Below are 18912 nucleotides of genomic sequence, written 5' to 3'. Positions count from 1 at the left end.
CACCCGTAAGGGTCGCAACAAGTGTGCCGATTTTACTGTTCCGGCATAGGAAACAGTTAAACAGACGGGAGTGTCAGGAAGATTTGCAACCTGTAACGTCGCCGTGACGCCGGGCGGCGGATCAGAGCACCGGCAGGTAGCGGCCGAGCTCGTACTCGGTCACCTGGCGGCGGTACTCCTGCCACTCCGAGCGCTTGTTGCGCAGGAAGTAGTCGAAGACGTGCTCCCCGAGCGTCTCGGCGACGAGCTCGCTGTGCTCCATCGCCGCGATGGCCTCGTCGAGCGACTGGGGCAGCGGCTGGATGCCGAGCGCCCGCCGCTCCGCGCTGGTCAGCGCCCACACGTCGTCCTCGGCCCCCGGCGGCATCTCGTACCCCTCCTCGATGCCCTTGAGCCCGGCCGCCAGGATGACGGCGAAGGCGAGGTAGGGGTTGCAGGAGGAGTCGAGCGACCGGAACTCGATGCGGGTGGAGCCGCCCTTGTGCGGCTTGTACATCGGCACCCGCACGAGCGCGGAGCGGTTGTTGTGGCCCCAGCAGATGTACGCGGGGGCCTCGCCGCCGGCTCCGGCGATCGCCTCGGCGCCGCCCCACAGCCGCTTGTAGGAGTTCACCCACTGGTTGCACACGGCGGTGATCTCCGCGGCGTGCTTCAGCAGGCCGCCGATGAACGACCGGCCGATCTTGGAGAGCTGATAGTCGGAGCCGGGCTCGTAGAAGGCGTTGCGGTCGCCCTCGAACAGCGACATGTGCGTGTGCATGCCGGAGCCGGGATAGTCGGTGAACGGCTTGGGCATGAACGAGGCCCACACCCCCTGCTCCAGCGCCACCTCCTTCATGACCAGCCGGAACGTCATGATGTTGTCGGCGGTGGTGAGCGCGTCGGCGTACCGCAGGTCGATCTCCTGCTGGCCCGGGGCGCCCTCGTGGTGGCTGAACTCCACCGAGATGCCCATCGACTCGAGCATCATGATCGCGTTGCGGCGGAAGTCGTGGCCCGCGCTGTGCGGGGTGTGGTCGAAGTAGCCGCCCTCGTCTATCGGCTCGGGCCTGCTGCCCTTCTCCGGCCGGTTGCGCAGCAGGAAGAACTCGACCTCGGGGTGGGTGTAGAAGGTGAAGCCCATGTCGGCCGCCTTGGCCAGCGTCCGCTTGAGCACGAAACGCGGGTCGGCGTGCGACGGCGAGCCGTCCGGCATCAGGATGTCGCAGAACATGCGGGCGGCGCCCGGCGTCTCGCTGCGCCACGGCAGGATCTGGAACGTCGAGGGGTCGGGCTTGGCCAGCATGTCCGACTCGTAGACCCGCGAGAAGCCCTCGATCGCCGAGCCGTCGAACCCGATGCCCTCGGCGAAGGCGCCCTCCAGTTCGGCCGGGGCGATCGCCACCGACTTCAGGAAGCCGAGCACGTCGGTGAACCACAGCCGGATGAACCGGATGTCTCGCTCTTCGAGCGTGCGGAGGACGAATTCCTGCTGGCGGTCCAAGGCGTACCTCTCGGAGTTCACAGAACGGCGTGTCTACCAGTCTGCCTCGTCAGTGTTTCACAGGGGTTACGAGGGGGTGTGAGAGCGAACCAACCGGGCCCACGCGTCGTCGATGCCATTGATCCGGTGTTGATCCGGCGTCCAGTGAGCATCGACCCGCGCGTTCTACGGTCCCCGCATGCCGGTGCACGACCAGAAGGAGTTCCCACCCGTGGCACGACCGCCGCTCGACACGCGCGCCCCCGACTGGCCCGGCCGGGTGCGGGCGTACGGCCCGGCCGTCGCGGTGGCCATCGCGTGCGCGGCGATCGCCCTGGAGATCGGCGACATCTGGGTGACCGCGCAACTGCCGCCGTCCCCCTACAACCCGCTGCCGTTCGCCCCGGAGGACGTGGCCGGCACCACGTTCCCGATCTTCGGGGCGCTGCTGGTGATCTCCCGGCCCCGGCTGCTGCTCGGCTGGCTGCTGTGCCTGGGCGGCCTGGGCTCGGCCGCCAACATCCTCGCGGCCAACACGGCGGCCCTGCTCGTCCTGAACGGGGGGCATCCGCTGGTCCACCCGCTGTGGGTGTTCGCCGACGGGGTGTGGAACCTCACGACGTACGCCCTCGGCGTGCTGCTGCCGTTGCTGTATCCGACCGGGCGGATCCTCTCCAAGCGGTGGTGCGTGCCCGGGGCGATCACCGCGACGGCCCTCGGCCTCGACTGGCTGTGCTCGTGGATCGCCCCGTCGAGCGTCCGCACCGGCGGCAACGCGCTGGAGGTGGCGGCCTTCGCGCCCTACTACGACCACACCCGGCAGGGCCTGCACATGGTCGTCGCGGTGGGGATGGCGCTGGCGTTCTCCTCGCTCGTCGTGCGGTTCCACCGGGCCGACGGGATCGAGCGCCGGCAGATCCTCTGGCCGCTGGTCGCCATGGCCGGCCTGGTCGTCCCGTGGGTGATCGGCTATCCGGTCTGGTGGACGGCCACCCTGACGCTGCCCCTGGTGCCGGCCGCGATCGCGGTCGCCGTGCTGCGCTACCGGCTCTACGGCATCGACACGCTGATCAGCCGCACCCTCGTCGGCGCCGGACTGGTCGGCGTGGTCGCCGCCGTCTACGTGCTCGTGGGCGCGGGCTCCAGCCTGGTGCTGTCCGGCGTCGACCGCTTCGCCGGGCTGGCCGCGGCCCTGTTCGCCGGGGCGTTCTTCCATCCGATCCGCCGCGGCCTGCAGCGCCTGGCCGACCACGCGTTGTACGGCAGGGGCGGCGACCCGCACGCGCTGGCCGCCGGTCTCCGGCGGCGACTGCCGCACACCGACCCCGCGCACGCCCTGCTCACCGCCCTGGACGTGCTGCGCGACGGCCTGTCGGTCACCGGCATCGCGGTGCAGATCGACGGGGACCCCGACGGGAAGACCACGACCAGCGGCCGGGTCGGCCCGGTGGCGCGCGAGATGCCGCTGGTGTGGCACGGCGAGCCGGTCGGCCGGATGCTGATCGGGCCGCCGGGCCGCCGCCGGTTCCCCGCCGCCCACGACGAGCGGGTGATCGCGGTGCTGGCGCCGTACGTCGCGGACGCCGCGCACACGGTGCTGCTGACCACCGCGCTGCAGCGCTCCCGCGAACGCATCCTGACCGCCGGGGAGGAGGAGCGGCGGCGGCTCCGCCGCGACCTGCACGACGGGCTCGGGCAGACGCTGGCGTCGATGGCGATGACGCTCAACGCGGCGCGGGTCAGCCTGGAACGCTCCCCCGACGCCGCCGACACGCTGCTGCGCGGCCTGCGCGAAGGCATGGACACCGTCACCGCCGACGTCCGCCAGCTCGTGTACGGCCTGCGTCCCCCCGCGCTCGACGACCTCGGGCTGGCGGGAGCCGTACGGGCCCTGGTGGAGGAGGCCCGGCCGGGCCTGGCGGCCGGGGCGGAGTCGGTCGCCGAGGTCGAGGTGACCGGCGACCTCGCCGGGCTGCCCGCCGCCGCGGAGGTGGCGGCCTACCGGATCGTGCAGGAGGCGCTGACCAACGTGCGCAAGCACGCGCGGGCGCGGCGCGTGCGGGTGGCCCTGCACCGGAACGGCGAGCTGCGGGTGACGGTGTCCGACGACGGCGTGGGGCTCCCGGCCGACCGCAGGGCGGGGGTCGGCCTGTGCTCGATGGCGGAGCGGGCGGCCGAGCTGGGCGGCACCTGCACCGTCACCTCCGAGCCCGGCCGGGGCGCGACCGTCACGGCCCGTCTGCCGGCCGTACCCGGGCCGTCCCTCGGCGGCGCGTGGTCCTGACGGCCGCGCCGAACAGGCGGACACGGGTCGGCGAGCACAGGCCGGCTAGCCCAAGTCGGCGAGCCCAAGTCGGCGAGCTCAAGTCGATGGGGCCGGATCAGCGGACCCCGGTCAGCGCGTCCCCGACCGGGGTCCGCCGGTAGAGCACCTCGCGGCCGAGCCGCTGCCGCGTCACGAGCCCGCCGCCGGACAGCACGGTGAGGTGCTGGCTCACCGCGCCCGGTGTGAGGCCGAGCCGCCGGGCGAGCGCGGTGGTCGTGCCGGGCTCGGCCAGCGCGGTCAGCACCTGGGCCCGGGTGCGGCCGATGAGCGCGGCCAGCTCCGGGGTGCAGGGCACGCCGGCCGACCACAGCGTGCCCACCCCGCGCGCCGGGTAACACAGCATGGGCCGGTACGGCTCGTACATGACGGCGACGCCCGGCCGGGAGAAGGCGCTCGGCACCAGGACGAGGCCGTCGCCGCCGAGGTCGCCGTCGTAGGCGCATCTCCTGGCGGTCACCAGCCGGTCGCCGTGCCAGGCGACCTCGGGGTGCAGGTCCGCGAACAGCTCACGCACTCCCCCGGCCGCGAGCGTGCGGGCGCGCCACATCACGTCCGCCTCCAGCAGCGCGCGGACCGCCGGCCAGAACTCCTCCAGGGCGACCGTCCAGTACCGTTCCAGCAGGTCCGCCGCCCGCCGTACGCCCGCGGCGGGGTCGGCCGTGAACCGCGCGAGGGCCGCGGGATCGGGCGTCTGCACCCACGCCGCCTCCTCGTACGCCGTGCCGGGAGGCGTGGCGCGGACCCGCTCCAGCTCGGCGGGGAAGCCGGGCAGCGGCGTGTCCGGCGGCGGCGTGAGGAAGTCGGGCAGATAGCCGCTCACCGGCACCAGCGCGAACAGGTCGGTGAGGTCGAGCCCCCGCAGGCGCGGCCGTACGGCTCGCAGCCACGGCAGGTGCGGCGAGTGGCGGTCCGGGGCCCGCAGCACCCTGAGGCTGGCCACGAGCTCCCACATCGGGGAGAAGGCGAACCTCAGCCGCGCCACGTCGTCCGGCGTGAACCGCCACTCCACCGGCACCGCGCGCCCCCATGTTCCAGTGCCCCATGTTTCAGCGAGGCCTAAAACATTCGCACGGCGGACCCGGCATGTCCAACAGTGATCGGCGTGACAACCTTCACCGGCAGGGCAGGCGGGACCGGGTTCCTCCGGTCGAGGGCCGGCGGCCTGCCCCGGCCGTTCTGGGTGCTGTTCGGCGGCTCGTTCGTGAACCGTCTCGGCACGATGGTGGAGCCGTTCATCGGCGTCTACCTCACGCAGGCGCGGGGCCTGCCGCTGGCGACCGCCGGACTGGTGATGACCATGTTCGGGGTGGGGTCGCTGCTGGCGCAGCCCGTCGCGGGGTGGCTCAGCGACCACCTCGGACGCCGCGCCACCCTGACGGGCGGGATGGTCGCGACGGCCGTCACCATGCTCGCGCTCGGCTACACCACGAGCGTGCCGGGGCTCGTCGCGGGGATGCTCGTGCTGGGGATCGTGGTGGACGCCTACCGCCCGGCGTCGCAGGCGATCGTCGCCGACCTGGTGCCGCCGGAGGACCGGCCCCGGGCCTTCGGGCTGCTGTTCTGGGCGGTCAACCTCGGGTTCGCGGTGGCGATGGTGGCCGGCGGCTGGCTCGCCCGCTCGGGCTTCACGGTGTTGTTCTGGGTGGACGCCGTCACCTGCCTGGTCTTCGGCGTCCTCGTGTGGCGGGCGATCCCGGAGACCCGCCCGTCCCGTGACGACGCGCCGCCCGGACGGTTCGCCGACGTGCTGCGTGACCGGGTGATGGTGGCCTTCGTGCTGGCCAACCTGGGGTACGCGCTGGTCTACCTGCAGGTCCACAGCACACTGCCGCTCGCGATGACCGGGCAGGGCCTGCCGACCAGCGCGTACGGCATGGCGATGGCGGTGAACGGCCTGCTGATCGTGGTCGTGCAGCCGGTCACGACCGTCTGGCTGGCCCGGTTCGACCCGTCCAGGGTGCTCGCGGCCGGGTTCGCGCTCGTCGGGCTCGGGTTCGCGCTGACCTCCCTGGTGTCGTCGGGAGCCGGGTACGCGGCGACCGTGGCCGTCTGGACGCTCGGCGAGGCACTGACCGCCGGGATCCCGGGGGCGATCGTCGCGACGCTCGCCCCCGCGCACCTGCGGGGACGTTACTCCGGCCTGTACGGACTGTCGTGGTCGGCCGGAGCGCTGCTCGCGCCCCTCGTCGGCACCCGGCTGCTGGCGGACGCGCCGAGCCTGGTCTGGCCGGTGCTGGGCGGCCTCGGCCTGCTCGCGGCGGGAGCCCAGCTTCTCCTCGGCCGCGCGGTCCGCCGCCGCTCCTTCGAAGTGACCGTGTAGTTCCCCATACGTAAGGTGGCGGACGGTCACAGCATCCAGCGAAAGGGGTGATAATCCCTTTCAGGATGGACACAAATCCCCCGGCCCTCTCCGGCTTCTCCGGCTTCTCCGGGCGGGCGGCGGCCTGGGTCATGGCGGCCGTGGCGCTGGTCCTGACCCTCGTGGGGGTGCTGGTCCAGCTCCGGCTCCCGGCCGAATGGCAGCCGCAGACCCCGCTGAGCCCGGACTTCGGCGTCGCGCTGACGTTTCCGCTGACCGGGGCGTTCCTGGTGTCCCAGCGCCCCCGGCTCAGCATCGCCTGGCTGATCTGCGCCGGCGGCCTGCTGGGCTCGGGGAACGTCGCCTCCGAGGCGCTGATGTTCCACTGGGCCTCCCAGGGCGACATGCGGGCGGCGATCGCGGCCCGGGCGGTCCAGCTCGTGTGCTGGGCGGTGGCGGGCCTGATGCTGGCGGTCCTGGTCCCGCTCTACTCCCCCACCGGGACCCTCTCGTCCCGCCGCTGGCGGGTCGTCGTCGTCCTCGGCGTCGTCGTCACCCTCACGGAGATCGCCCTGGGCCTGCTGCGGCCCGACCCCGACCCCGCTGACTACCCCTGGCCCGCGGTGATCCACAACCCGCTGCAGGTCAGGGCCCTCGCTCCCTATTACGGCACGGTGTGGGGAGTCCTGCAGTACGCGGTGCAGATCTGCGTGGTGGCGGCGCTGGCCTCGCTCGCCCTCCGGCTGCGCCGCGCCGACCCCGTGACCCGGCGGCAGATCGCCTGGCCGCTGTCCGCCTTCGCGCTCTACGTCGTGTTGTACCTGCTCGGCCCGGCGATGTGGGTTCCGGCGACCGTCGTGACGGCGTTCATCCCGTTCACGATCCTCTTCGCGGCCCTGCGTTACCGGTTGTACGGCATCGACACCGTCATCAGCCGGACGTTCGTCACGGCCGGGCTGCTCGTCGTGGTCGGCGCCGTGTACTTCGGCGTCGGAGCCGCCTCCAGCCTGTTCGTCTCCGGGTATCACCAGGTGGCCGGGCTCGCCGCGGCGCTGTTCGCGGGCGCGTTCTTCCAGCCGCTGCGCCGGGCGCTGCAGCGCGTCGTGGACCGCGCGCTGTACGGGCCGGTGGGCGACCCGGCGCTGCTGGCCGAGCGGCTCACCCAGGAGGTGCGGCGGGCCGACCCCGCCGACGCGCTCGCCTCGGTGGTGACGGTCGTGCGGGAGGGCCTCGCCGTGAGCGGGGTCGCCGTCGAGATCACCGATGGCAGGCCGCGGTACGTCGAGAGCGGCCACATCGGTCCCTCGCCCCGCGAGGTGCCGCTGGTCTGGCACGGCGAGCCGGTGGGCCGGCTGCTGGTGGGCCGCCCGGGCGCCACGAGGTTCGCCGCCGCGCACGACGAGCGGGTGCTCGCCACCCTGCTCCCCTACGTGGCCGACGTGGCCCACGCCGTACGCATGGCCGCCGACCTGCAGCGGTCGCGGGAGCGCATCCTGGCCGCCCGCGAGGAGGAGCGCCGGCGGCTGCGCCGCGACCTGCACGACGGGCTCGGCCAGACCCTCGGGGCGATGGCGATGACGATCAACATGGCGCGGGTGAGCCTCACCCGGTCGCCCGCCGCCGCCGACGGCCTGCTGCGGGACCTGCGGGTCGGCATGGACGCCGTGGCCGGCGACATCCGCGAGGTCGTGTACGGCCTGCGCCCGCCCGCCCTCGACGACCTAGGGCTGGCGGGGGCCGTCCGTGCCCTCGCGGAGGAGACGCTGCCCGCCGGTGATTCCGGGCACGAGGAGGGCGCTCAGGCGCCGGTGGACGTCGCGGTGCGGGTCGAGGGCGACCTCGCCGGGCTGCCCGCCGCCGTGGAGGTCGCGGTCTACCGCATCGTGCAGGAGGCGCTGAACAACGTGCGCCGGCACGCGCGGGCCACCCGGGTCCAGGTCGAGGTCACCCGGACCGGAGCGGGGCCGGAAACCGAGGCGGAGACGGAGGCGGCGGCAGGGCCGGAAGCGGAAGCGAGGCCAGGAGCCGGGGCAGCGGCAGGACCGGGAGCCGGGGCGGAGGACGGCGGCGGCGAGCTGCGGGTGCGGATCGCCGACGACGGGATCGGCCTGCCCGCCCATCTGCGCGCGGGGGTGGGCATGTCCTCGATGCGCGAACGCGCGGCGGAGCTCGGCGGCAGCTGCACGGTCACCGCCCCCGACATCGGCGGCACGGTCGTCGAGGCCCGGTTCCCGCTCACCGCCTGACCCTCGTCGCGACAGAAACCCCCGGCTCCGCTCCCGGGCGGTGCCCCACCCCTGGGAGAGCCGCTTGTGCCGCACACCGGCCGCGTCCGCCCTCTGCCAGGCGGCGTTCGCGCTGTGCCGGGTGGCGTTCGCGCTGTGCCGGGTGGCGCTTCCCCGACCGGCGGGAGCAGAGCGGAAGTGGGCCGGGAGCAGGCATGTCACGACCTCGTGACACAACCGAGAGGCGCTCGGCGCGTCTTCGGCGGTCGCTGCCCTTACGCTTACCCGTGCGATGGTGATTTTTCGTGCTCTGGGGCCGTTCGAGGCTATTTCCGATGGTGAGACGCTCGATCTGGGCGGGCAACGGCAGCAGGCCGTGCTCGCCCGGCTACTCGTGGCCGGAGGGCGCGCGGTGCCGGTGAGCGCGCTCATCGACGAGCTGTGGCCCGGCGAGCCGCCCGCCCAGGCGCTGTCCACCATCCAGGGGTACGTCTCGCGGCTGCGGCGGGCGCTCGAACCCGGCCGCGCGCCGCGCGAGGAGGCGGGCATCCTGGTCTCGGCTCCCCCCGGGTACGCGCTGCGCGCCGGCGTCGAGGACGTGGACTCCTGGCACTTCGAGCACCTCGTCAAGAACGAGCACGACGGCCCGGCGGCGACGCTGGAGCGGATGGAGACGGCCCTCGGGCTCTGGCGGGGGCCCGCGCTCGCCGGGTTCCAGGAGCTGATGTGGGCGCAGGCCGAGGCGATGCGGCTGGACGAGCTGCGTCTCCTCGCCGTGGAGCGTCGCGCGGACGCCGCCCTGCGGCTCGGCCGCACCGGCGCCCTGATCCCGGACCTGGAGGCGCACGCCTCGGCGCACCCGCTGCGGGAGGAGGCCTGGCGGCTGCTCGCGCTCGCGCTCTACCGCGCGGGGCGGCAGGGCGACGCGCTCGGCGCGCTGCGGCGGGCCAGGGAGGCGCTGCGCGACGAACTCGGCCTCGACCTCGGCCCCACCCTGCAGCGTCTGGAGCAGGACATCCTCGCGCAGGCGGGGCACCTCGACGCTCCCGATGCGGGCGCTCCGGCCCTCGCGCGGGCCGCTTCCCCCGTTCCCAACGCGCCCGACGGGTCGCGTGGAACGGAGCCGGCACGGGCCGGCACGCGGGCCCTGCGCGTGCTGATCGCCGACGACCAGGCGCTGGTGCGCACCGGGCTGAAGGTGATCCTCGACAGCGAGCCGGGGCTCGACCTCGTCGGAGAGGCGGAGAACGGCGAGCGGGCCATCGCGCTCGTCCGGGACGCACGGCCCGACGTGGTGCTCATGGACATCCAGATGCCGCGCCTGGACGGCCTGGCGGCGGCCCGGCGGATCCTCGCGGCGGAGGCCCCGCCCAAGGTGATCATGATGACCACCTTCGGCACCGACGAGAATCTGTACGCGGCACTGCGGGCCGGGGTGAGCGGTTTCGTGCTGAAGACCTCGGCGCCCGAGCAGCTCATCGCGGCGGTCAGGGCCGCCGTCGCGGGTGACGCGCTGCTGGACCCGGCGGTCACGACCCACCTCATCTCCGCCTTCGCCGGGCGGCGCGACCCGTCGGCGCCGGAGGGCCTGTCCGACGCCGACATCGACCTGATCAAGCTCGTCGCCCGGGGCTTCACCAACCGGCAGATCGCGATGACCCTGGACGTGCCGGAAGCCGAGGTCGCCGGCGACGTGACGGCGCTGCTGCGCGCGCTGGGGCTGGTCGACCGCGCCCAACTGGTGGTCCTCGCGTACGAGAGAGGTCTGGTCAGCCCGGGGTCACCCGGAGCCTGAACCACTTATCGTCAGTTTGACGACAAAAATTCGGACACCTTAGGGTGGGGGCGTGGCTCAACTGCGTATCGCTCTCGCCCAGACCAATCCCGTCGTCGGAGACATCGCCGGCAACGCGGAGACCCTCGTCGAGTGGACCCGCCGGGCCGCCGGGCGCGGCGCTCACCTCGTCGTCTTCCCCGAGATGTTCCTGACCGGCTACCCGGCCGAGGACCTGGTGCTCCGGTCGTCGTTCGCCGAGGCGTCGATCGCGACGCTGTCCGAGGTGGCGGCGCGGCTCGCCGGCGAGGGGCTCGGCGATCTCCCCGTCGTCGTGGGATATCTCGACCGGGCCGACCTCGCCCCCCGCGTCGGGCAGCCTAAGGGCGCCCCTCTCGACGCCGCCGCCGTGCTCTACCGGGGCAGGGTCGTGGCGAAGTCGGCCAAGCACCACCTGCCCAACTACGGGGTGTTCGACGAGTACCGCTACTTCGTGCGCGGCGACCGGCTGCCGATCTTCCGGCTGCACGGCGTGGACGTCGCGGTGGCCCTCTGCGAGGACCTGTGGCAGGAGGGCGGGCCGGTCTCGGTGGTCGCCGAGGCGGGCGCCGGGCTCCTCGTCGTGCCCAACGGCTCGCCGTACGAGACGAACAAGGACGACGTGCGGCTGGAGCTGTGCGCGCGGCGGGCCCGCGAGGCGGGCTGCGCCCTCGCGTACGTGAACATGGTCGGCGGCCAGGACGAGCTGGTCTTCGACGGCGACTCCCTCGTCGTGGACGCCTCCGGCGCGCTGGTCGCCCGCGCGTCCCAGTTCCGGGAGGAGCTGTTCGTCACCGATCTGGAGCTGCCGGAGGCCGCGGCCGAGCCCGGCGAGCCCGGCGAGCCGCGTCACGAGGCCTACGACGCCCACGACGGGACGGTCATCACGGTCGAGCGGGTGCTGCTGTCGGCCGCCCCGGTCGAGCCGTACGAGCCGGAGCCGCCGGTCGTCGCCGAGCGGCTGGACGACCTCGCGGAGATCTACCAGGCACTCGTGACCGGAGTGCGCGACTACGTGCGGAAGAACGGCTTCAAGTCGGTCATCCTCGGTCTTTCCGGCGGCATCGACTCGGCCCTGACCGCCACGATCGCGGCCGACGCCATCGGGCCCGAGCGGGTCCACACGGTGCTGATGCCGTCGCGGTACTCCTCGGACCACTCGATCACCGACGCCGAGGAGCTGGTGCGCCGCCAGGGGGTGCACGCGCAGGTCGTGCCGATCGCCGACATCGTCTCGGCGTTCGAGAAGGAGATCGGGCTGACCGGCCTGGCCGCGGAGAACCTGCAGGCCCGGGTGCGCGGCATGCTGCTGATGAGCCTGTCGAACGAGCACGGCCACCTGGTGCTGACCACCGGCAACAAGAGCGAGCTCGCCACCGGTTACTCCACGCTGTACGGCGACTCGGCGGGCGGCTACGCGCCGATCAAGGACGTGCTCAAGAGCGTCGTCTGGAAGCTCTCGGAGTGGCGCAACGCCCAGCCGGGACGGCCGCCGATCCCGGAGAACTCCATCACCAAGGAGCCGAGCGCGGAGCTGCGGCCCGACCAGCGCGACACCGACTCGCTGCCGCCGTACGAGGTGCTCGACGCCCTGCTGCGCGACTACGTGGAGGGGGACATGGGACGCGACGAACTGATCGCGGCGGGGCACGACCCAGAGCTGGTCACCAAGGTGATCCGCCTGGTGGACCTGGCCGAGTACAAGCGCCGCCAGTACCCGCCGGGCCCGAAGATCACGCCCAAGAACTTCGGCCGCGACCGCCGCCTGCCCATCACCAACCGCTGGCGCGAGCGTCTGTAGCGGAATGACCACGACCTTGGCCGGGCCGGTCACCGAGCCGGAAGGAACCTCCGGTCCTCGCGAAGCCCGCTTCGCCGGGCTTTAGCCGCGGTACTCGGTTCCTTCCGCTCCGCTCCCCCGGTGAAGGTTGTGGAGAGCGCAATGGCGGTTCGCGCGGCCGGGGGTGGCCGGCCGCGCGGGGGTGACTCGGCGGGCTACTCGGCGGGGCGGGGGCGGAAGCCCTTCAGCGCCTCGTCGACGATCCGCTCGGGCAGGTCGGCCGGGGAGTGCCCGTCGGACCACTTCGTGAGCCACACCATGGCGCCGCTGAGCAGCGCCAGCGCCATGTCGACGTCGAGGTCCGCCCGTAGCTCACCGGTGTCCATGCCATGGCGCAGGACGGCCGCCACCACCGCTCTGCGCGGCTCCACGGCCAGCTCGCGGAACCGCTCCGCCAGCCGGGGATGCCGCTCGGAGTCGCTCATGGCGATGTTCATGATGCAGCGGGTGCGGGCGTGGCGTGTCTCCTCCTGGATCACCCGGAGGTAGGTCACCAGGTCGTCCCGGACGGTCCCGCCCTGGGGCAACGGGATCGGCGGCTTGAGGGTCGCCAGGGCGTCCACCACGAGGTCTTCCTTGTTGGACCACCTGCGGTAGATCGTGGTCTTGCCGACACCGGCGCGGCTGGCGATCGACTCGATGGACAGCTCCGACACGCCGATGCCCTCGCCGAGCAGATCGAGGGTGGCCTCGATGATCGACCGCTCCGCCTTCTCGCTGCGCGGGCGGCCCGCCGGACGGGCCGCCCCTTCAGCCGTCTGCTGCGTATTCATGGCGTGCTCAGACTACCGCCGCTTCCTTTTCGGTCCCGGCCTTGTCGGCCGTGACCTCGGCCGGAGCCTTGCCCGGCATCCAGCGGGCCACCACGAGGGTGCCGAGGAGGGCGACGAGGGCCGAGCCGAGAGCCGCCCAGTGGATGCCGGTGACGAACGCGGCGTTGGCCGTGTCGAGCAGGCTCGCGCCCCGCGCGCCCAGGTGACCGGCGACCCCCGCCGCGCCCGAGATGGACTCGGTGACGACATGGCGGAGCTCCTCCGGCAGGGCGGTGGCCTTGCCCTCCATGTCACCGCGGTAGCTCGCGGACAGGACGGCGCCCAGGATCGCGATGCCGAGCGTGCCGCCGACCTGCCGGACGACGTTGCTCATCGAGGAGCCCACACCGGCCTTCTCCCTCGGCAGCGCGTTCATGATGGCAGTGGTCGCCGGGGGCATGATGTTGGCCATCGCCGCGCCCTGGACGAACGTGATGACGAGCAGCAGCCAGACCGGGGTGTCCACCTGCACGAAGGCGTAGGAGGCGAGGGCCAGCGTGATGACCAGCATCGCGACCGTGCCGACGGCCCGCGCGCCGTACTTCTGGACCATGCGCGCGCTCTGCGGCGCGAAGATCAGCTGGGCCGCGGCGAACGGGAGCACGAGCGCGCCCGACTGCAGCGGCGAGTATCCGCGCACGATCTGCCAGTAGAAGGCCAGGAAGAACATGACGCCCATGGCCGCGAAGAACACCAGGCCGACGCTGGCGATCGCGGTGGAGAAGCCCGCGTTGCGGAAGTTGCGCACGTCGAACGCCGGGTGCTCGATGCGGCTCTCGTACCACACGAACGCGGCGAGGATCGCGAGCCCCAGCAGCGACGGCGCGATGACCGAGACGTCCGCGACGGTGCCGAGGTCGCTGATCCGGACGATGCCGTAGACGAGGCTGATCAGACCGGCGATGGACAGCAGCACACCGACCGGGTCGAGGCTGTTCTTGCTCGGGTCCCTGGAGTCGGGGACGAGCGCGGCGATCAGCACGAGGCCGATGATGACGATCGGCACGTTGACGAGGAAGACCGAGCCCCACCAGAAGTGCTCAAGCAGCACGCCCCCGGTGATCGGGCCGATCGCGACGGCGATGCCGACGCCGCCCGCCCAGATCCCGATCGCCTTGCCCCGCTCGTGGATCGGGAAGACGTTCGAGATGACCGCCAGCGTGGCCGGCATGATGGCCGCGCCCCCGAGGCCCATCAGCGCCCTCGCCGCGATGAGCTGCATCGGGTCCTGGGCGTACGCGCTGGCCAGGGAGGCCAGGCCGAACAGGACCATGCCGACGAGGAGCATCCGCTTGCGCCCGTAGCGGTCGCCCAGCACCCCGAACGTGAACAGCAGGCCGGCGAACACCAGGGTGTAGGAGTTCATCGCCCATTCGAGCTCGCTCTGGGTTGCGCCCAGCCCGTGGACGGGATCGGCGATCGTCTTGATCGCCACGTTGAGGATGGTGTTGTCGAGGACGACGGCCAGCAGGCTGAACACCATCACGCCGAGGATCTGCCAGCGGCGTGGATGACCGGTATGCGCTTCCAAGGAATCCCCCATGATTGCGGCACGCTTGATTTCGATACGCTTGAGTTTCGCAACGCCAGCGTAGCGCTAGGCGGTTCCGATACGCAACGGCACCGTTTCATAATCGCCGGATACCTCCGTACCAAGCGCCCGGGAGCGGGTTCTATTCCCCGCTTCTACTCGGCGGACGCGCGCAGGGAGGCGGCGGCCTCCGCCCCCGCGACGGTGCCACCGGCGCCCGGGACCTCCAGGGCGGCCGCCGCATCCGACGCCGACACGTTCGAAGTCGGCACGTCCGAAACCGGCATGACCGAAACGGCCGCGCCGGGGGCGGCGGCCGGCGCCCTGCGCCAGACCAGCGCGGCGATCACGGCCGGCACGAGACCGGCCGCTCCGGACACGGCGAAGGCCCAGGCGGGACCGTGGGCGTCGAGGATCCCGCCGGCGATCGGCCCGGCCAGGGCCCCGCCGATCGTCAGTGAGGCGCCGTGGAGGCCCATCGCCTCTCCCCTGGCCGCCGCCGGGACGCGCCGGTTGACCGCGTCCACCGTGGACGACAGCGCCGGCGCGCACAGCAGCCCGGACGGCACCAGCGCCAGGCAGAGCCACCACCAGCCGCCGCCGACCAGCCCGACGGGCACGGTCAGCGCGCACAGGCCGCCCGCGAGCAGCACGGGTGACAGCCCCCGCGGCAGCCCGCCGTACACGAAGCCGCCGACCAGCGAGTACGCGCACCACAGCGCGACGACCAGCCCGGTCCAGGCGGTCGCGTCACCGGCCTTCAGCATCGCGACGACGGCCAGCTCGGTCGTCGTGAGCACGAAGGTCAGCCCCGTCACCATCCCGAACAGGGCGAACAACGCGGGCCGCAGCCACTGCCGCCGGGGGACGGCCCCCTCGCGCCCCGCGGCCTCCTCGGCGGAGCGCGTGGGCGGGTTGAGCAGGTAGAACGCCACTCCCGCACCGACGAGCCCGGCCGCCAGGCCGTACATCGTCGCCGTGCTGCCGAACGCCGTCACGCACGTGACCGCGAGCGCGGGCCCGACCATGTACGACAGCTCCACGCCCATCGAGTCGAGGGCGAAGCCGGTCTGGTGGTTCTCCCTGGGCACCATCGCGGCGATGCACTGCCGCACCGCCCCGAAGACGGGCTGGCTGAACAGCCCGCCGATGAGCGCGCCCGGCAGCAGCACGGCGTACGGCATCGCGGGCGCGGCGCACCACAGGCACAGCTGCACCACCGTCGTGACGACCATGACCGGCCGCAGCCCGCGCCGGTCGACGAACCTTCCGACGAGCGGCGAGCCGACCGCGGCGCCCGCCATGGACGCCGCGCCGATGAGGCCGGCCTGGAGGAACCCCAGCTTCTGGTGGTTCACCACGTGCAGGGTCAGGGTCATCCCGGTGCCGGTCAGGGGGATTCTCGCGATCATGCCGACCAGCAGCAGTGCCCGCACGCCCGGCAGGGCGAGCACCCGCCGGTAACGATCAAAAGCCATTGTGGTTCCTTACCTCCGGAGGCATTGTGCCTGGTGGGTCCGACAACTTCGGCGCCGGGGCCCCATGCGTCCCACCCGTCACACCCCTGGATTACGCCGCCGATCCGGGGTGTTCCATGCCATGTCGGCATGCAATGATCGGACTGTCCGGGGACGCCACAGGGGCGCCACGAGGCCTGGAGGTAGCCATGTCCTCTGTTACAGCTGTGTCCACTTCCGCCCTCTACGGGGGTGCCGCGGGTCGCAGGGTCACCGTCCGCGACATCGCGGCCGCCAAGGAGCGGCACGAGAAGTGGCCGATGGTCACGGCGTACGACGCCATGACCGCGAGGGTGTTCGACGAGGCCGGGATCCCGGTGATGCTCGTCGGCGACTCCGCCGCGATGGTCGTGTACGGCTACGACTCGACGCTGCCGGTCACCGTCGACGACCTGATCCCCCTCACGGCCGCCGTGGTGCGCGGCTCGTCACGCGCGATGGTCGTGGCCGACCTTCCGTTCGGCTCCTACCAGGCCTCGCCGCAGCAGGCGCTGGAGACCGCCGCCCGCTTCATGAAGGAGGCCGGCGCGCACGCCGTCAAGCTGGAGGGCGGCCACCGCGTGCTCCCGCAGGTGGAGATGCTCGTGTCGGCCGGCATCCCGGTCATGGCCCACCTCGGCCTGACCCCGCAGTCCGTCAACGCCTTCGGCGGCTACCGGGTGCAGGGCCGCGGCCAGGCGGGCGACGAGCTGATGGCCGACGCCAAGGCCCTGGAGCACGCGGGCGCCTTCGCCGTGGTGCTGGAGTGCGTGCCGAGCGACCTCGCCGCGCGGGTCACCACCTCGCTGAGCATCCCCACGGTCGGCATCGGCGCCGGGCCCTGCACCGACGCCCAGGTGCTCGTCTGGCAGGACCTGATGGGCCTCACGCCCCAGCCGGCCAAGTTCGTGAAGAAGTACTTCGACCTCGCGGGCGAGATGGACCGCGCCGTGCGGGCCTACGCCGACGAGGTCGTCTCCGGCGTGTTCCCCACGCCGGAGCACAGCTACCGGTAATCCCTCCGGAGCCGCCTCGCGACCCGCCTCGCGAGCCGTTTCACGAGCCGGTCAGACGGCGTCGAGCGCCTGGGCGAAGTCGGCCCACAGGTCCTCCGGGTGCTCGATGCCGACGGCCACCCGCACCGTCCCCTCGCCGATGCCGGCCGCGGCGAGGCCCGCGGCGTCCACCGTACGGTGCGAGGTGGTGGCCGGGTGGAGGATCAGCGTCTCGACGCCGCCGAGCGACGGCGCGAGCAGCGCGAGCCGCACACCCCGCATGAACGCCTCGCCGGCGGCGCGTCCTCCGGCGAGGTCGAAGGAGAACACCCCGCCGAAGTCGGGCAGCAGCTTGGCCGCGAGTTCGTACGACGGATGCGACGGCAGGCCCGGCCAGTGGACCGCGGCCACGGCCGGGTGATCCGCGAGCCGCGTCGCGAGCAGGCGGGCGTTGGCGCAGTGCCGCTCCATGCGCAGCGGCAGCGTCTGGATCCCGCGCAGGGTCAGCCACGCGGCGAACGGGTCGGCCGTCGCGCCGAGTTCCACGGCGTACGACCACACCTCGCGGTGCAGGTCGGCGTCGGCGAAGACGGCGATCCCGCCGACGACGTCGGTGTGCCCGGAGAGGTACTTCGTGACGGAGTGCACGACGACGTCCGCGCCGTGCTCGATGGGACGGCACAGGATCGGCGAGGCGAAGGTGTTGTCGACGACGGTCAGGATCCCGGCCTCGCGCGCCGCCGCGCACATCCCCGGCAGGTCGGCCACCTGCGTCATCGGGTTGGCGATGGTCTCCAGGTACAGCAGCCGCGTCGTCGGCCGCACGGCGGCGCGCACGGCGGCGGGGTCGTCCTGCGGCACGTGGGTCACCTCGACGCCGAAGCGCCGCGCGAGGTCGGCCAGCGTCTGGGCGGTGGCCCCGTACAGCGCCGACTGGGCGATCACGTGGTCGCCCGACTTGAGCAGCCCGAGCAGCACGGCGTTGATCGCGCCCATGCCGGAGCCGGTGGCCACGGCGGCCACGCCGCCCTCCAGACCGGCGACCGCCTCCTCGAGGGCCCGCACGGTCGGGTTGGAGAGCCTGCCGTAGACGTACGCCCCGTCGGGCCGCCCCATGCCGTCGGCGAAGACGGCCGGGTCGTCGAAGACGAACCCCGAGGTCTGGTAGATGGGCATGGAGATCGGGATGCTGCCCTCGGGCACGGGCCGGGGCAGGTGGACGACACGCGTTTCCGGACGCAGGGAGCTCATGTCGTCCAGAATGACCCACAAAAGAGGCTCTTGTCAGTTTGGGCCGCCGACGACCGGTTACGCGGCGAGCGGAGACCGATCCCGTCGCCGCCGCCCACGGCGAAGATGAGGGAATGGACGTCAGCTTCCTCCTGGTGCACAGCCCCTCCGTCGGTCCCTCGACCTGGGCACCGGTCGCCGAGGCCCTCCGGGCGCGGGGCCACCTCGCGGTCGTGCCGCCGCTGACCGACGTGACGGCCGGCCCGCCGCCGTACTGGCCGGGCCTGGTGCGGCAGGTCACGGCGAGCGCGCCGCGCGGGCCGCTGGCGGTCGTGGCGCACAGCAACGCCGGGCTGTTCGTGCCGCTGATCGCCCAGGCACTCGCCGGGCAGGTCGCCGCGTGCCTGTTCGTGGACGCCGCCCTGCCGCCGCGCGACGGCGTGTGCCACACGGCGGAGCCGGAGCACCTCGGCTTCCTGCGCTCCCTCGCCGACGACGCGGGCGTCCTGCCGCGGTGGACCGACTGGTGGCCCGAGGGGGACGTCGCCGCCCTCCTGCCCGACCCCGTGACACGCCAGGTGGTCGTGGCCGAGCAGCCGCGCCTGCCGCTCGCGTACTACCAGGAGGAGATCCCCGTGCCCGCCCGCTGGGACCACGTCAGGAGCGGCTACCTGTGGTTCGGGGACGCGTACGCCGCCCTGGCCGGGGAGGCCGGCGAGCGCGGCTGGCCGGTCGCGCGCATCCCCGGGGAGCACCTGCACCAGCTCGTCGCCCCCGAGGCGGTGGCCGACTGGCTCGTCGCCACCGCCATGTGACGGGCGGGCGCCTCCAGCGGGCGCCCTCAGCAGGCGCCCTCAGTGGGTGTCTTCAGTGGATGTCTTCA

13 protein-coding genes are annotated in these 18912 nt (G+C 72.9%); 7 read left to right on the top strand and 6 right to left on the bottom strand.

What is annotated here, in order from left to right; translation table 11 throughout:
* Positions 1-121: 121 nt before the first annotated feature.
* A complete protein-coding gene (gene glnA2 / locus Mam01_RS00930) occupies positions 122-1483 on the bottom strand; it encodes a gamma-glutamylpolyamine synthetase GlnA2 (RefSeq protein ID WP_150933360.1) in 1362 nt (453 codons plus the stop codon).
* Positions 1484-1661: 178 nt separating this feature from the next.
* Between glnA2 and Mam01_RS00925 the strand changes: the two genes are divergently transcribed.
* A complete protein-coding gene (locus tag Mam01_RS00925; protein ID WP_204283397.1) occupies positions 1662-3746 on the top strand; it encodes a sensor histidine kinase in 2085 nt (694 codons plus the stop codon).
* A 97-nt stretch (positions 3747-3843) separates the two neighbouring features.
* On the opposite strand, the gene Mam01_RS00920 is transcribed toward Mam01_RS00925, so the two are convergent.
* Complete coding sequence (locus Mam01_RS00920) at positions 3844-4803, bottom strand: DUF5937 family protein (protein ID WP_239100923.1); 960 nt, start codon at positions 4801-4803, stop codon at positions 3844-3846.
* 87 nt (positions 4804-4890) lie between these two features.
* Between Mam01_RS00920 and Mam01_RS00915 the strand changes: the two genes are divergently transcribed.
* The 4 genes from Mam01_RS00915 (at position 4891) to Mam01_RS00900 (ending at position 11926) form a co-directional block, all read left to right on the top strand.
* Positions 4891-6108, top strand: a complete 1218-nt coding sequence (locus Mam01_RS00915) for an MDR family MFS transporter (RefSeq protein ID WP_239100922.1) — start codon at positions 4891-4893, stop codon at positions 6106-6108.
* 65 nt (positions 6109-6173) lie between these two features.
* Positions 6174-8333, top strand: coding sequence for a sensor histidine kinase (locus Mam01_RS00910; protein ID WP_239100921.1), 2160 nt, complete (start codon positions 6174-6176; stop codon positions 8331-8333).
* Between the two features lie 271 nt (positions 8334-8604).
* Positions 8605-10107, top strand: coding sequence for a BTAD domain-containing putative transcriptional regulator (locus Mam01_RS37505; RefSeq protein WP_204283393.1), 1503 nt, complete (start codon positions 8605-8607; stop codon positions 10105-10107).
* Between the two features lie 52 nt (positions 10108-10159).
* Positions 10160-11926 (top strand): NAD+ synthase, encoded by a 1767-nt coding sequence (locus Mam01_RS00900; RefSeq protein ID WP_204283392.1) that lies wholly within the window; start codon positions 10160-10162, stop codon positions 11924-11926.
* Between the two features lie 194 nt (positions 11927-12120).
* Here the strand turns inward: Mam01_RS00900 and Mam01_RS00895 are convergent, their stop codons facing one another.
* The 3 genes from Mam01_RS00895 to Mam01_RS00885 all read right to left on the bottom strand — a co-directional run bounded on the left by Mam01_RS00895 (position 12121) and on the right by Mam01_RS00885 (position 15786).
* On the bottom strand, positions 12121-12738 hold the full coding sequence (locus tag Mam01_RS00895) for a TetR/AcrR family transcriptional regulator (RefSeq protein ID WP_150932723.1): 618 nt from the start codon (positions 12736-12738) through the stop codon (positions 12121-12123).
* A gap of 7 nt (positions 12739-12745) precedes the next feature.
* Positions 12746-14308 carry an MFS transporter gene (locus Mam01_RS00890; RefSeq protein WP_204283390.1) on the bottom strand — a complete coding sequence of 521 codons (1563 nt, stop codon included), beginning with the start codon at positions 14306-14308 and terminating at the stop codon, positions 12746-12748.
* 155 nt (positions 14309-14463) lie between these two features.
* Entirely contained in the window at positions 14464-15786 is a 1323-nt protein-coding gene (locus Mam01_RS00885; RefSeq protein ID WP_204283388.1) for an MFS transporter, read from the bottom strand.
* A gap of 188 nt (positions 15787-15974) precedes the next feature.
* Here Mam01_RS00885 and panB point away from each other — a divergent pair, with 188 nt between their 5' ends.
* Positions 15975-16820, top strand: a complete 846-nt coding sequence (gene panB, locus Mam01_RS00880) for a 3-methyl-2-oxobutanoate hydroxymethyltransferase (protein ID WP_204283386.1) — start codon at positions 15975-15977, stop codon at positions 16818-16820.
* 51 nt (positions 16821-16871) lie between these two features.
* Here the strand turns inward: panB and Mam01_RS00875 are convergent, their stop codons facing one another.
* The gene (locus Mam01_RS00875; RefSeq protein ID WP_204283384.1) at positions 16872-18050 is read right to left on the bottom strand and encodes a trans-sulfuration enzyme family protein; all 1179 of its coding nucleotides are present in this window, start codon (positions 18048-18050) and stop codon (positions 16872-16874) included.
* A gap of 113 nt (positions 18051-18163) precedes the next feature.
* On the opposite strand from Mam01_RS00875, the gene Mam01_RS00870 reads away from it, so the two are divergent.
* Positions 18164-18844: an alpha/beta hydrolase gene (locus Mam01_RS00870; protein WP_204283382.1), complete on the top strand. Its 681-nt coding sequence runs from the start codon at positions 18164-18166 to the stop codon at positions 18842-18844.
* The last annotated feature ends 68 nt before the right edge of the window (positions 18845-18912 follow it).

It is taken from the genome of Microbispora amethystogenes, assembly GCF_016863015.1.
In the GTDB taxonomy this organism is placed as follows: domain Bacteria; phylum Actinomycetota; class Actinomycetes; order Streptosporangiales; family Streptosporangiaceae; genus Microbispora; species Microbispora amethystogenes.
The sequence above is the reverse complement of the archived record's forward strand: the minus strand, read 5'-3'. Positions and strand labels throughout refer to the sequence as shown.